Origin of the sequence: Brevibacillus sp. HB1.3 (genome assembly GCF_013186635.1) — a bacterium.
GTDB classification, from domain to species: domain Bacteria; phylum Bacillota; class Bacilli; order Brevibacillales; family Brevibacillaceae; genus Brevibacillus; species Brevibacillus brevis_D.
The window spans coordinates 482,172-495,127 of sequence record NZ_JABMIT010000002.1 but is presented as its reverse complement, the minus strand read 5'-3'; the positions used below and the strand labels follow the sequence as shown (position 1 = coordinate 495,127).

The window sequence follows — 12,956 nt, the reverse complement described above, 5'->3', positions numbered from 1 at the left end:
TATGGTTTGGTAAAATATGGGTTATCAGTGAATCGTAAAGGAGGAATGAAGCATGGGGAGATGGTTTGGATACATTCTACTGACGATTTTGATAGGCGGTGTGTGCTTTTTTGTCATTACTCCAGAAATCACCTTGATATTGAGTATGTTCGTCATGATCGGAACCTTGTTTTATATTGTACACATTTTGAAAAATGAACTGCCCAGAGTAGTCCAGGATCGGCTGGAAAGACGATTCCATAAGACAGATAAAAGACTCGAGGAATTACAGAACCTATATAGGCAGGAGGCTGAATAGGGATGTTTTGACACCTTCTGTTGGTGCCCTCTCTATACGAGTACATGATACCTTTTTCAACAAGGTGGGGGTCACCACATGGCGGTGCATATATTTGTAACAATAAAAATCAAGAAATAATCCACGAACGGAGGTAAAGAAGGTGTTTGTAAATAAAACTAAAGTATTTCTTGCTTTGTCATTTTGTAGTGTTGCTATTTTGAGTGCTGGGAGTTTTCTCGGCTATCAAGCTTATGCAAATGATTTGTCTTGATCGAAGTTTTAGATCAAATAGAACAAAGAAAACAACTAGTTGAAAAATTTGAAGAGAAACTAGCCGCGTACAAAAGCAAAATAAACAAGGGATTGCAGTCTAAAGACGCCAAACAAGAAGCAGAACAGTTATTAGAAGGATTTCAAGAAGAAAAAAGAGCTATTAGTATACAAAGCGAGTAATAAAATAAGCCGCCGACGAAAAATTCGTCAGCGGCTTTTCGCATCATCTAGGGTGTCCTTTTTTCTTGAACAGGCACAGAACGTGTCGCCAGTCGGGCAGCAGATACCAGCCCCAGTATGACGATAAACGTCTGAAGGAGCAGGGAAATGGTAATACCAACAGAAAGTGAAAACGAAAAGGTAGTCATCACAGAAACGATGGCTCCTCCCATCCCAATGACAATCGCAGGCGTGAACGTATCCGCGATAGATAGTTCAGCAGATACTTTCCCTTCCTCACCAGATTTTGCAAGAGAAAACGCAATAGCGCCGCTTGTCGGGTGAGCCAAACCGATTCCGAAGCCCATAATGATCTGGCTAACAATCGCGACCACGATACCGTACAGGTCTTGTTGAATCAACGTCAGCGGTACGGTGCAAGCGACTCCGATAAGCATAATGACGAGACCGATGATAATTCGTTTTTTTCGACCGGCCCCTTGGTCTTTTTTGTCCAGCTTTGCCTGTACATTGGCTGCCAGCGACCAACTAATCGCTGCGGAGGCAACAGCTAAACCAGCTTTGTCGGCGGTTAATCCTAAAATCGAAGTGAGTCTAAGGACGAGATACGTTTGTGTGCCGTAATAGGCAGCGACAAATAGACCCCGAGACGCCATGACGGCAGGTAAGCCTGGGCGTGCGACGAGCGTTCCTTTAGGCATCAGCTTATACAACGGGACACTGAGGGCAAGCAAACCCGCGATGGATAGCAGGAAACCGTAGATCGAGGGAATTTTGCCGAGTCCAAAAAGCAAGGCACCAGTCCCTATAGCCAAGAAAAAGGGCAGAAGAAGACTACGATTGTTTGCCGCGCTTGCTTTTGGCGGTTGTAAGCCTCGGAAAGAAGGAGTGGTTAAGAGTGCAGACAGAAAGATAAAGGGAAGGATCAACCAGAAGACATATCTCCACGACAACTGTTCAGCAATAATCCCGGCAACATACGGTCCGAACAGGCCTGGAAGAATATAAGCGCTGGAGAAGACAGCAAGAATCTGAGGGCGAAGGGAATCGGGGTAACGCAAAGTAATCATGGTATACACGCAATTAACCAAGGCACCGGCTCCGAAGCCTTGCATCACTCGCCCAAGCAGTAAAGTAAGCATATCTGGCGCAATCGCAGCAACTACAATGCCAAGGGCAAAGAGCACGATCGTAACAAGGAAAGGCTGGGCAGGCCCTTTTCTATCGACGAATTGACCTGTGACCACGGTTCCAATCAGCTGAGCCAACAAATAAGCACTGAATACCCACCCATAGAGATCCTCACCCTGTAGCTCTCGGGAAAGACTGGGGGCGATTGTCGTGACAGCCAAGCCTTCAAATGCTGTAGCAGTCACCACAAGAATAATACCAATCGTCAATGCCCGGTAATGTGCGCTCCAAATCCCTTCTGTGCTCATCATATTCACTCCTTTTTTGTATATATTTCGCCTTGAAAGTTGTTATAAATACTGTTGCTACAACAACTAATTATATACAAAAAGTGACATCTTGCAATGGTTTTTGTTTTTACAAGTTTTTCACGTTCTCATAAATGATATTAAGTGTTCTTCGGAATTGGTTCACTTCTTCTTCGGTCAATCCTGCAATGGTTTTCTCGTACGCTTCAATGGAGGGAGGAAGGACCTCGTCTTTTAAAAGTCGCCCTTTTTCCGTCAGATAGACGCGAAGGGAGCGGCGATCCTTTTTATCTGTTTCGCGATGAATGAACCCTCTTTCTTCCATGAGAAAGAGCATCCGCGCGATATTCGTTTTATCTTTATAGGTGCGTTCTGCCAGCTCGTTTTGGGTCAGACCTTCTTCTTCCCATAACACGACAAAAATCATCCACTGATCGATGGTGATGTTATACGGATTGCATACTTTTTGATAATAGTTGTTCAGCTTTAAATCCGTTCGTTTCACGATGACGCCGATATACTCATCCAATCTCATTGCGAAACCTCCTAGGTTAGGCAGTCAGGGCAACTGTTGATAAGACAACTATAAGGATGCTTCCGACAAGTGTCAATTTGCAGGGCTGATATGTTGGACGCATGAAAAAGCCAAATTTGCTCAAAATAACAGCGGGATTTAATACTTATCAAAAAGGAGAAGGAATAGATGACTCCAATGCTTAGAAAAGTTACCGTGTTGATGATTTGCGTGGCATTACTTGGTGTGCCGGGAATGGCAGCAGCCAAGGAATCGCAAGGAAATGTAAAGCAGGCAGAATGTATAAGGCCGAAAGAAGTAAAGCTACAGGGCGATATGCGCAGACTCTGGATTGACCACTTGCTGTGGGACCACACCTATATGGTAAGTGCCTTGGCAGGGCTGGAAGACAAAGACGCCGTACAGGCACGCCTTTTGAAAAATCAGGTGGATATCGGAAACGCAATCAAGCCGTATTACGGAGAGGAAGCAGGTAAAAAGCTTACCGAATTGCTGACAGCGCATATTACGATAGGCGGCAAAATCATTGACGCAGCCAAAAAAGGCGATCAGGCTACTGTGGCAAAGCTGGATAAGGACTGGCACCGGAATGCGGATGATATCGCCAAGTTCTTAAGTAGCGCCAATCCCAATTGGAACGAGAAAGAGCTAAAAGAGATGATGTACGTGCATCTGAAGCTGCTCACTGATAATCTCCAGGCGAGATTGAGAAAAGACTGGCAAGCGGATATTGCTGCGTTTGATCAAGGGGAGGATCATATCATCTCGTTGGCGGATGCTCTGACAGCAGGTATTATTAAGCAGTTCCCGAACCAGTTCTAAAAGAACTTCCCTAACAAAAAGAACGCCAGCACTTGTCGTATCCCGTGCTGGCGTTTCTTTCTTTTTATCCTTGTGCCGTCTTTTTCAAATAAGCTCTCCATGTGATGCACCATTGATCAGGATCATCCAGCACGGACTCTAGCACACGGTGACCTGTACTATTGTGCGGCGCTGTTTTGACAATCTCCGGATTTTCATAAGCTTCCTGTGAAATGTGGGTCAGTGCCGCAACGTATTCGTCGAGCTCTGCCATGGAATAGGACTCTGTCGGTTCCAGCGTAAACGGCTCCGGCACGACGTACGGGTGGTGACTGGTCCAGTAATGGTGGGCAAAGTCGACCATCCGACGCTGAACATCGTATGTAGTGACGCCCGTGTCTTCTTTTAGCTGCTGCCAGCTGTAGCGAACCTGCTCCAGACGTCTGCCTTGTATATACGGAGCGCTCGCACCGCGGATTTGCAGGATTTTGTGATAAAGATAGTTGTTGTTGAGGCAAGCGATCTCGGCAACTTCTTTCAAGCCGTCAGCACCAAGAGCACGGACCCAAGCGTAAGAGCGCAGGACAGCAGGCGGAACGCCGTAAAAGCTGCGGACCTTCCCGATGCTGTTTTTCAAGTCACGCTTATAGAAGTAACGCTCTCCATCGAAGTCTACGATCGGTCCTGGCAGGAATGGCGCAAGCTCGGCAGTGACACCGATGGCGCCTGTGGCAGGTCCGCCGCAAGCGTGTGGGACGGAGAAGGTTTTGTGCAGGTTGAAGAAGCACATGTCAAAGCCAGCTTCCAGCGCGCGCGTAATGCCGAGCAAGCCGTTGGCGTTTGCTTGGTCGTAGCAGCATAGTCCCCCTGCGGCGTGGACGACATCTGTGAACTCCTTGATGCGAGAGTTGTAAATGCCTGTATCCTCTGGATTCGCTACGGCAAAGGCAGCGGTTCGCTCCGAGACGAGGCCCTTTAGCGCTTCCAGATCAGGGTAGCCGTTTTCGTCAGCAGGTACATAAATGATTTTGAAGCCTTTGACTGCGGCCGTTGCGGCTTGGGACGGGTGGGAAAAATGGGTGGTAATAAACTCGTTGCGCTGCTCTCCTTCGCCACGAGATTCGTGGTATTTGCGCACGATAGAGGCTTGGGTAAACAACGCCTGTGTGCCGCTGCCCGGTTGGAACGAGAATTTGTCCATTCCCGAAATCTCGCGCAGGTACAGATCGAGCTGATACGTCATCTCCAGCATCCCTTGGACAGTGGACTCGTCTTGCAATGGATGCAGCTCCGCCATTTTCGGCGAGCGCACGAAGCGTTCATTGATTTTCGGGGAGTATTTCATCGTGCAGGTGCCTTGCCCGATCTCTACGTTAAAATCCGACCCCAGAACCTCCTGCGAAATGCGGGAGTAATGACGGATCACGCGGTACTGACTGATCTCGGGGAGATTCGGCCGTTTTTTTCGGCGCAGGCTGTCTGGCAGCGAAGAGATGCCATCGCCTACGGTCTCTACGATTTGTGGCTCGACGGGTGGTACCTCGACGCCACGCTCACCGGTCTGGCTCAGCTCGAAAATGACAGGCTCATCCCACTTTGCTTGATGGAAGCGGCGTACCTTATGGTCTCTCGGAATCCGTTTCATTTTGTCGATGGTTCCTTCGGATGTTTTCATGGGCGGTTTCCTCCTTTTACGTTTTTACAAAATGCTTTTCATTACAGCAACGAGTGTATTAATATCCTCCTGGGTATGAACCTCCGTGACACAGTAGAGCGCACATTGACCCAATTCCGGGTAGTATTCAGTTAAATCAACTCCGCCGAAAATTCCTTTGGCGAGAAGCGCAGCGTTGATGTCTTTGACGGTTTTACCTGTTTGCGAGAAGTCGATTACGAACTCCTTGAAGAAAGGAGCGGCGAATTTGGTCTCGACTCCGGGAATGGAAGAGAGCTGTTTGGCGGCGTATTGGGAGCGCTGCATGATGCCTTGCCCGACTTCTTCCATGCCGACGGGTCCCATCGTCGCCAAGTACACGCCTGCGGTAATGCCCCATAGCGCGGTTTGCGTTCCGACGGACTCCTTGCCTTTTTCACGTTTGGCAAAAGAGGTGCGGTCGTACGCGACATCTCCGAAGCCGTATTCGCCTTCGACCTCTGTCGGAGCGATTCCAAACAAGCGGGACGGATATTCCATGACGTAGGTCGGATTGTCATGCGTCGCAATAAAGCCGGATTGTCCACCGCCGTAATGCATGTGTACGCCAAGCGGCTGCAAATCTCCGCACACGATGTCCGCGCCGTAATTCGCCGGAGCTTCCATTACGCCAAGAGAGATGGGATCGACGCCGACTACGCAAATGGCACCCGCTGCATGAGCCAAGTCCGCGATCATCTGTCCGTTTACTTCCACAGAGCCGAGGAAGGTCGGGTTTTCGAAGTAAACCGCTGCTGTATCTACACTGAGCTTTGCTTTTAGATCATTCAGGTCAAGTCTGCCTGTTTCGTTCTCAAAATCGATCAAGGTGACGGTAAGATCAGGAGACGTATAATTTTTGATGATCATGAGCTTGTCGGGATGGATATTTTTCGAGACCAACAGCTCGGTGCGTTTGGTGATACGTGCTGCCATGCGCAGAGCAGTAGAAGCGGCCTGTGCCCAATCAAAAGTCGGAACGTTCACGACATCCATATCGACTAGCTCAGCTACGAGGCTTTGGTACTCGAACAACGCCTGAAAGCGCCCTTTATCTTCATAAGGCTCACCAGCATAGGCGGTCACAAACTCTGCACGGGAGTTGATTTCATCACAGACAGCCGGAACAAAATGCGGCCAGCAGCCTGCGCCGAGGAAGCTGATATTTTCTTTCGTGGTTTGGTTTTTGTTCATCAGCTGATTGACGTGGCGCTCCAGCTCGTATTCCGTCAAAGCTTTCGGGATGTTCATTTTGTCTTTTAGGCGCAGCTCCTCGGGAATGTCCGCATAGATATCCTCGATGCTGGAAAAGCCGATTTCGGAAAGCATTTTCTCTTTGACTTCAGGTGCAGAATTCGGAATATACGGGTGGGCATAACGCTGTACGCTCATCTCAGGTTCCTCCATTCCTTCGTTGGAATATTCAGTCGGAATAACGAAAAATTAAGCCAAACCGCCGCCGTCGACGACCAGTACGGAACCCGTCACCCAGGATGACAGATCGCTGGCAAAGAACAGGACGGCATTGGCAATATCTTGCGGAGTACCGAGTCGCTCCAACGGACGTCCTTGAGCCGAGGAGGCGAGGAATGCTCCTTCATCCTTTTCCAGCTGACGCGCTTCTTCACGCAACAGAGGTGTGTCGGTATCACCGGGTGACACGCAATTTACTCGGATGTTTTCTGGACCGTGGTCAATCGCCATTGCCCGCGTCAGGTTAACGACGCCTGCTTTTGCCGCGCAGTAGGCCGCCGCCTTGTCACCGCCCTTGATGCCCCAGCCAGAGCCAGTGTTGATGATGCTACCTCCGCCTGATTTCGCCATGACAGGTATGACGAATTTGGAGAGGTTGTAAGCACCCTTCAAGGAGACATCGACGACCAGATCCCAATCGTCCTCTTCCAGCTCGACGACCGTCTTTCTTCTGATCACGCCTGCGTTGTTGAACAAAATATCGATGCGACCGTACGCTTCCTCGATCGCTTGCGTTACTTCACGACAATCCTGTTGGGAAACTACATTGCATGTAAAATAACGGGCTGACCCGCCCTCCGCTATGATTTCTTGTGCCGCCTTTTCCCCGAGCTCCTCGTTGATATCAAGCAGCATGACGTTTACTCCAAATTGGGCCAGTCGTTTCGCTGTGGCAAGTCCGATACCGGAAGCAGCACCTGTGACCAAGGCTACCTTTCCTTGCAGATGGAATACCTCGTTCGTGTTTACCATGGTTGATCACTCCCCCTAGTTGAAAAGTTTATATTGCAATCACTGTGCCAAGTGCGGAGTGAATCTCGCTGGGTAACCTGCTCCTTACTGGATCGCAAAAAACGAGGCTCCGACTGTGTCTCGTACTGTCATGACAGTGACAAAAGTGGCAATGAGTTGTCATGATTGGCAAACATCAGTGGCAAAATATTTGTGAACTGTCTAAATATTTCATAAAATAGAGAGTAAGAACAATAAGCAGGGAGGATATCCATGGTTTCGTTGGATCTGTGCAAACCAGCCATCGAAAAGGTCATTACAAGCATTTCAGATATATTGAACGTGGATGCAGCCGTGATTAACGAGCGCGGTCTCTTGGTCGTGAGTACGGAGCGCTACTTGAAACAAAAAGGTGAAAATGTGCATGTGCCCTCGATTGAATTCGTGTTGGCAAAAGGACAGTATGTGGTAGACAAACCCGGCTCCATGGACATGTGCAAAGGATGCCGTTTTCTCGACAGTTGCCCCGCCAAAGTCGAGCTGCTCTCTTCTATTAAGGTAGCCAATCGTGCAATCGGGGTCGTTTCCCTCACATCCTTTACGAAGGAAGGTCAAAATCGCCTGTCCAAGCATACAGAGAGATACCAGCAAATCCTGACAGAAGTCAGCGAGATGATTACAGCGATTGTACAGTCCCATGTTACGAGACAGATCGAATCGTCTGATGACTCTATGCGGCTGTTGGAGGGAGCGCTCGATACCGTTGCCGATGCGTATTTCACCTTTGACCGAAGTGGCAATGTCATTCACACGAACACCAGCGCACGTAGATTGCTGGCCCAACATGAACTGCTGCCAGCGGAGGTTTCTCGGATGCTGTTGCCGTCATTATCCGGGATGGCCGCGCATTCCTTGCCAATCGCCAATTGTCTCGTTGACAAGCTGGACGCTCCGACCGAGGCCACGCCGATCATCGTCAACAATCAGCTCATCGGCGGCGTGCTCCGCGTGCAGAGGGAATCGCTAACCGTTCCGCGTTTGATGGATCATCAAGGGAGCCGTACGCCTAGCAAAACGGATAGCCTTGCTCAAATCGTGGGAAACAGCCCAGCCATCAAGCAGCTCAAAGAAATGGCGTTCAAAATCGGTAACAGCAACTCCACGGTACTGATTACCGGCGAAACAGGGACAGGCAAAGGGCATCTGGCAAAAGCGATTCACGAGGCAAGCACGCGGGCTTACTACCCGTTTGTCGCCATCAATTGTGCCAGCATTCCGGAGAATCTGTTCGAAAGTGAATTGTTCGGTTATGAGGACGGCGCGTTTACCGGGGCCAAAAAGGGAGGAAAACCGGGGCGGTTCGAAATGGCAGAGGGAGGTACGCTTTTTCTGGATGAAATCGGCGATATGCCGCTCTCGTTACAGGCAAAGCTATTGCGCGTCTTGCAGGAAAAGGTCGTGGAACGCATCGGCGGCACGCGGTCGTTTCCCATCCATGTACGAATCATCGCGGCGACGAATCAGAACCTGGAGGAGCTCGTGGAGAAAAAAGCGTTTCGTGCCGATCTATACTATCGGTTGAACGTCATTCCGATACACGTCCCGTCACTCGCAGAGCGCAAGGAAGACATCGAGCTTTTGGCTGTTTCATTTATGGAAAAGTACGGAGAACAAGCAGGACGCACTTTCTTCGGAATAGCACGAGAGGCGATCAACCTGCTCACACACTATCACTGGCCGGGCAATGTACGGGAGCTGGAAAACGCCATCGAGTACGCCATGAACATGGAGCAAGACACGGTTCTGACTGCGGACAGCCTGCCTCCGCGCCTTCGTGCTCGTCCTCCGGTGGCTCCTTTGCAGTCAGGTCCAGCTATCAAAGCGAGGGTCGCAGATGCGCAAGCGGACGCCATTCGCGCTTCCCTTCAAAAGCACGGCAGTGATTTGAAAGGAAAGCAGCGGGTAGCGGAAGAACTCGGGATTGGGCTCCGCACTTTGTATCGGAAGCTAAAGCTACTCGGTATTTAAGGAATTTGGGCAAGAGCTTGGTGTAAACTTAGGAGAGAAACGATGTGGGAGGAAGAAGCATGAGTGAGCTGAATGCCTTATTTCGGAAAAGAATCGGCATGCCTGAAAATGAATCGATTACCTTCGATACATTGGATCGCCTCCTTGATCTGACAGCATTGGCGATTCCTTTTGAAAACCTGTGCGTTATAGATGAGCGAACGAGAGTAATCTCCAGACAGTCCATTATGGAGAAGATAGTGGTCAGAAACGAAGGTGGTCTCTGCTACGAGCTCAATCCGATGCTGTATTTCTTCTTGCTGGAAAATGGCTTTGACGCCCATCTGATTCGCGGCGTTGTTTACAGGCATGACGTTGGCGAGTATTACACGATTGGCCGGACGCATGCCACGATTTTGCTTACACATGAGGGGCAAACGTATTTACTCGACACGGGCTTCGGTTCGAACCTGCCGTTGAAGCCTGTTCCGTTAACTGGGGAGACTGTGTCTTCCCGCAATGGTGATTTTCGGATCAAGAAAGAGCAGACGGAGTATGGCGATTATGTACTCGAAATGAAGCTGCGGCACAAGGATACGGACTGGAGGATTGGCTATACGTTTGATTCGCAGAAGCTGGTGACGGATGAAACGGAATTAAACGAGATTCAGACGATTATCGCTGATCATGAACAATCTCCCTTCAACAAAAGCCCATTGCTTACACAGCTTACGGAGAGAGGCAATGTTACGCTGACGAACAGTTCTTTTACGCAATGGCTGGATGGTGTTATGACGAAAGAGACAATTGATGGGGAACGGTTTAAAGAGCTTGCGAAGCAGCATTTTGGGTTATGAGAAAAAAGTAGAAGCGATTAAAAACGAAAAACCCATCAGATGTTCGTAACCTGATGGGTTTCATCATGAGGCTACTGCTGTGTTTTCGAATTTTCCAGCAGCTTCATCGGATCAACGGGTACACCATTTTCGAGAACCTGGAAAGCAAGATGCGGTCCTGTGCTACGTCCCGTACTTCCCAACAGCCCAATGAGCTGGCCTTGGGTCACAGTAGTGCCAGCGGTGACCTCCAGCTTTTCCAAATGAGAGTAAACGGTTTGATACCCGCCTTCATGCTCCAGAATGACCTGGTTGCCCTTCCCTGTTTTTGTATCGTATTCAGCCTTGATTACCTTACCTGTGGCGGCTGCCTGAACGGGCGTATTCAGGTCGTTTAAGATTTGCAAGCCGATTGTTTGATCCATAGGGCTTTTGATTGTACCTTCTGCGGGGACGACGAAGGTCTGTTCGTTCCCTAGTGCTTTTTTTGCATCCGTCAAAGTAAAGACGCCTAAAGCCAAGACGACCACGATACCAGATAAGGTCCACGTATACGCTTGTTTTTGAAAGTGACGAATCATTTCTATTCTCCTTTTTACTTGTTTTTTGGAGCTGGAGAACCCGGCTGTGAAGTGAATTTGTTTGGGGTCGGCATATAGCTCGAGCATTTTGATCATGGTGTATCCGTAGCGGGGCACCTCTGTCTCCTGTAAATAAGTCAAAGCCAAGGCATCACAAGCCATTTCCTGATCCTGACGCATGCGGGAAGCGGCGTACCATAACAGCGGGTTGAACCAGTTGAGGATCAGCAGCACGCTCATGATGCTGTTCACAGGAATATCTCGTCTTTTCCAATGCGCCAGCTCATGTAAAAAGATGTGGCGCAGCTCATGCTCATTGAGCTTGTCCAAAAGATTTGCCGGCAGCCAGATTTGCGGTCGCCAGATTCCTATCAAGGCTGGGCTTGTCATCTGATGGCTCATGCGCAGGGGAATGGATTTGGAGATGTCCATCTGCTTTTGGCAGTGGGAAAAGACGCGCAAAACAGCTTCATCCTGTACGAACCCATCGTTTTTTAGCTGAGAAAGCAATCGGTATATGCTGCGAGTCATGGTGATAGTGAAAATGGCGACACCGCCAATCCAGATGAGGGAAAGCAGGCTGATCCAGGAAAAGCTCGCTTCGTTTGCCAGAGAGGCATCTAGTTGAAGGGCAGGTTCATGCCGATGTAAAGCTTCAGCAGCGAGAACAATCGGTTCTGGAGGCGGGTGCGCTTCCTGCATGGATGTCCAAGGCGAAGGAGGCAGCCAGTTATACAAACTGATCGAGCTGTCTATCGACCAAGGAACCGCGAGCTTCCAGAGAAGCAGGAACCATACGGCGTGGTGCCAGCGAATGGAGAAATGCTTTTTGCCGAGCTGCTGGCAGAGCAAGATCAGGAGCACAAGAAGACTGGCCTCTATGGAGTTATATAGTGTCCACGTAAAAGCTTGATTGAGTGTGAGTGTGAGCCATTGCCAATCCACCAGCTTATTTCTCCTTTTCAGAAAGGATTTTTTTCAGCTCGTCAATCTCTTGGGAGGATAGCTTTTCCTCTTTTAAAAAGTGAACCAGCATGGGCTTTAAGGACCCGCCGTACACGCGCTGCAAAAAGGATTGGCGCTCTTGGCGCTTGCATTCTTCCTCAGTGAGCACAGGAGAGTAATAATAGACGCGATTAACCTGCTCAAAGGTGAGAATACCCTTTTGCAACAGACGGCTGAGCAAGGTTTTGATTGTGTTGTCTTTCCACGTCTTGTTGTCTCGCAGGGCGTGGATGACATCGGCTGCTGTAGCGGGTGACTTTGCCCAGATGACCTTCATAATTTCCCACTCGGCATCCGAGATTCGTGGTTGCTCGTCCAAGTCAGACACCTCCATCGATTACATTTGTAGTCGTTGATTCTGTTTTTAAGATTACACTTGTAGTCATCAGGTGTCAACTATCATTTTTGTAAATCCGTTCCAGACAAGCGTCGTTGGAAGATGACGAGCGAATTGATACACTGAAGAAAAATCGGATAAAGGCTGTGATAGAGATGAATCTGGCCGAGCAGTTTGGCAATATGGATATTTACTTGTTTGATCAGTTGTTAAAGGGGCGGGTTACGAAGGAAATGCAGATACTCGATGCCGGTTGCGGTTCGGGGCGGAATTTGGTCTACTTTTTGCGAAATGGTTATTCGGTGTACGCGGTTGACCAATCGGAAAAAGCCATCGAGGCTGTACAACGAATGGCATCGCAACTGGCGCCGAGCTGGTCAGCGGAGCAATCTCGTGTGGAACCGATTGAGAGCATGAGCTTTGAAAACGAAAGCTTCGATTTCATCATCAGTAATGCCGTTCTACATTTTGCTGAAAACGAAGAGCACTTTTGCCAGATGCTAGAGGAGCTGTGGCGGGTACTGAAGCCAGGAGGCATTCTATTCATGCGCCTTGCTTCTTCGATTGGGATTGAGGATGCTGTACAGCCACTAGGAAACGAACGTTATTTGTTGCCGGACGGAAGCACTCGTTTTCTCGTAAATGAACGGACGATGGTAGACATGACGGAAAAACTGCAAGGTGTGTTTCTGGAGCCAATCAAAACGGTGAATGTAGCCGGACAGCGCTGCATGAGTACGTGGGTAATCAAAAAGAATGGCTAAGCACCAAAAGCCGCCTTCCT

13 protein-coding genes are annotated in these 12,956 nt (G+C 49.2%); 6 read left to right on the top strand and 7 right to left on the bottom strand.

What is annotated here, in order from left to right:
- Positions 1-52: 52 nt before the first annotated feature.
- A complete protein-coding gene (locus HPY31_RS06890; protein ID WP_172139558.1) occupies positions 53-298 on the top strand; it encodes a hypothetical protein in 246 nt (81 codons plus the stop codon).
- 249 nt (positions 299-547) lie between these two features.
- Complete coding sequence (locus HPY31_RS06885) at positions 548-733, top strand: hypothetical protein (RefSeq protein ID WP_253901703.1); 186 nt, start codon at positions 548-550, stop codon at positions 731-733.
- 47 nt (positions 734-780) lie between these two features.
- Here the strand turns inward: HPY31_RS06885 and HPY31_RS06880 are convergent, their stop codons facing one another.
- Both HPY31_RS06880 and HPY31_RS06875 read right to left on the bottom strand, forming a co-directional pair.
- Complete coding sequence (locus HPY31_RS06880) at positions 781-2,172, bottom strand: MFS transporter (RefSeq protein WP_172139886.1); 1,392 nt, start codon at positions 2,170-2,172, stop codon at positions 781-783.
- Between the two features lie 109 nt (positions 2,173-2,281).
- A complete protein-coding gene (locus tag HPY31_RS06875) occupies positions 2,282-2,707 on the bottom strand; it encodes a MarR family winged helix-turn-helix transcriptional regulator (RefSeq protein ID WP_142497385.1) in 426 nt (141 codons plus the stop codon).
- Between the two features lie 168 nt (positions 2,708-2,875).
- Here HPY31_RS06875 and HPY31_RS06870 point away from each other — a divergent pair, with 168 nt between their 5' ends.
- Positions 2,876-3,529 carry a glycosyltransferase gene (locus HPY31_RS06870; RefSeq protein WP_172139556.1) on the top strand — a complete coding sequence of 218 codons (654 nt, stop codon included), beginning with the start codon at positions 2,876-2,878 and terminating at the stop codon, positions 3,527-3,529.
- A gap of 64 nt (positions 3,530-3,593) precedes the next feature.
- Here the strand turns inward: HPY31_RS06870 and gcvPB are convergent, their stop codons facing one another.
- Genes gcvPB through HPY31_RS06855 form a run of 3 tightly spaced genes read right to left on the bottom strand, consistent with a single transcriptional unit; the run spans position 3,594 to position 7,427 of the window.
- Entirely contained in the window at positions 3,594-5,183 is a 1,590-nt protein-coding gene (gene gcvPB / locus HPY31_RS06865; RefSeq protein WP_172139554.1) for an aminomethyl-transferring glycine dehydrogenase subunit GcvPB, read from the bottom strand.
- Between the two features lie 24 nt (positions 5,184-5,207).
- Positions 5,208-6,593 carry an aminomethyl-transferring glycine dehydrogenase subunit GcvPA gene (gcvPA, locus tag HPY31_RS06860; protein ID WP_172139552.1) on the bottom strand — a complete coding sequence of 462 codons (1,386 nt, stop codon included), beginning with the start codon at positions 6,591-6,593 and terminating at the stop codon, positions 5,208-5,210.
- 51 nt (positions 6,594-6,644) lie between these two features.
- Positions 6,645-7,427 carry an SDR family NAD(P)-dependent oxidoreductase gene (locus HPY31_RS06855; protein ID WP_172139551.1) on the bottom strand — a complete coding sequence of 261 codons (783 nt, stop codon included), beginning with the start codon at positions 7,425-7,427 and terminating at the stop codon, positions 6,645-6,647.
- Between the two features lie 252 nt (positions 7,428-7,679).
- Between HPY31_RS06855 and HPY31_RS06850 the strand changes: the two genes are divergently transcribed.
- Complete coding sequence (locus HPY31_RS06850; protein ID WP_172139550.1) at positions 7,680-9,434, top strand: sigma-54 interaction domain-containing protein; 1,755 nt, start codon at positions 7,680-7,682, stop codon at positions 9,432-9,434.
- A 59-nt stretch (positions 9,435-9,493) separates the two neighbouring features.
- On the top strand, positions 9,494-10,270 hold the full coding sequence (locus tag HPY31_RS06845) for an arylamine N-acetyltransferase family protein (RefSeq protein WP_172139549.1): 777 nt from the start codon (positions 9,494-9,496) through the stop codon (positions 10,268-10,270).
- Positions 10,271-10,341: 71 nt separating this feature from the next.
- On the opposite strand, the gene HPY31_RS06840 is transcribed toward HPY31_RS06845, so the two are convergent.
- Positions 10,342-11,775, bottom strand: a complete 1,434-nt coding sequence (locus tag HPY31_RS06840) for a M56 family metallopeptidase (RefSeq protein WP_172139548.1) — start codon at positions 11,773-11,775, stop codon at positions 10,342-10,344.
- A gap of 4 nt (positions 11,776-11,779) precedes the next feature.
- Positions 11,780-12,154, bottom strand: coding sequence for a BlaI/MecI/CopY family transcriptional regulator (locus HPY31_RS06835; protein ID WP_172139547.1), 375 nt, complete (start codon positions 12,152-12,154; stop codon positions 11,780-11,782).
- Between the two features lie 113 nt (positions 12,155-12,267).
- Here HPY31_RS06835 and HPY31_RS06830 point away from each other — a divergent pair, with 113 nt between their 5' ends.
- Entirely contained in the window at positions 12,268-12,936 is a 669-nt protein-coding gene (locus HPY31_RS06830) for a class I SAM-dependent methyltransferase (protein WP_253901702.1), read from the top strand.
- Positions 12,937-12,956: the final 20 nt, after the last annotated feature.

What these genes read in the sequence shown, in the direction of transcription:
- HPY31_RS06870 (WP_172139556.1), top strand. Translation starts at nt 2,876, where the DNA reads ATGACTCCAATGCTTAGAAAAGTTACCGTGTTGATGATTTGCGTGGCA.
- HPY31_RS06875 (WP_142497385.1), bottom strand. Translation starts at nt 2,707, where the DNA reads ATGAGATTGGATGAGTATATCGGCGTCATCGTGAAACGAACGGATTTA.
- HPY31_RS06850 (WP_172139550.1), top strand. Translation starts at nt 7,680, where the DNA reads ATGGTTTCGTTGGATCTGTGCAAACCAGCCATCGAAAAGGTCATTACA.
- HPY31_RS06855 (WP_172139551.1), bottom strand. Translation starts at nt 7,427, where the DNA reads ATGGTAAACACGAACGAGGTATTCCATCTGCAAGGAAAGGTAGCCTTG.
- HPY31_RS06845 (WP_172139549.1), top strand. Translation starts at nt 9,494, where the DNA reads ATGAGTGAGCTGAATGCCTTATTTCGGAAAAGAATCGGCATGCCTGAA.
- gcvPA (WP_172139552.1), bottom strand. Translation starts at nt 6,593, where the DNA reads ATGAGCGTACAGCGTTATGCCCACCCGTATATTCCGAATTCTGCACCT.
- HPY31_RS06880 (WP_172139886.1), bottom strand. Translation starts at nt 2,172, where the DNA reads ATGAGCACAGAAGGGATTTGGAGCGCACATTACCGGGCATTGACGATT.
- gcvPB (WP_172139554.1), bottom strand. Translation starts at nt 5,183, where the DNA reads ATGAAAACATCCGAAGGAACCATCGACAAAATGAAACGGATTCCGAGA.
- HPY31_RS06890 (WP_172139558.1), top strand. Translation starts at nt 53, where the DNA reads ATGGGGAGATGGTTTGGATACATTCTACTGACGATTTTGATAGGCGGT.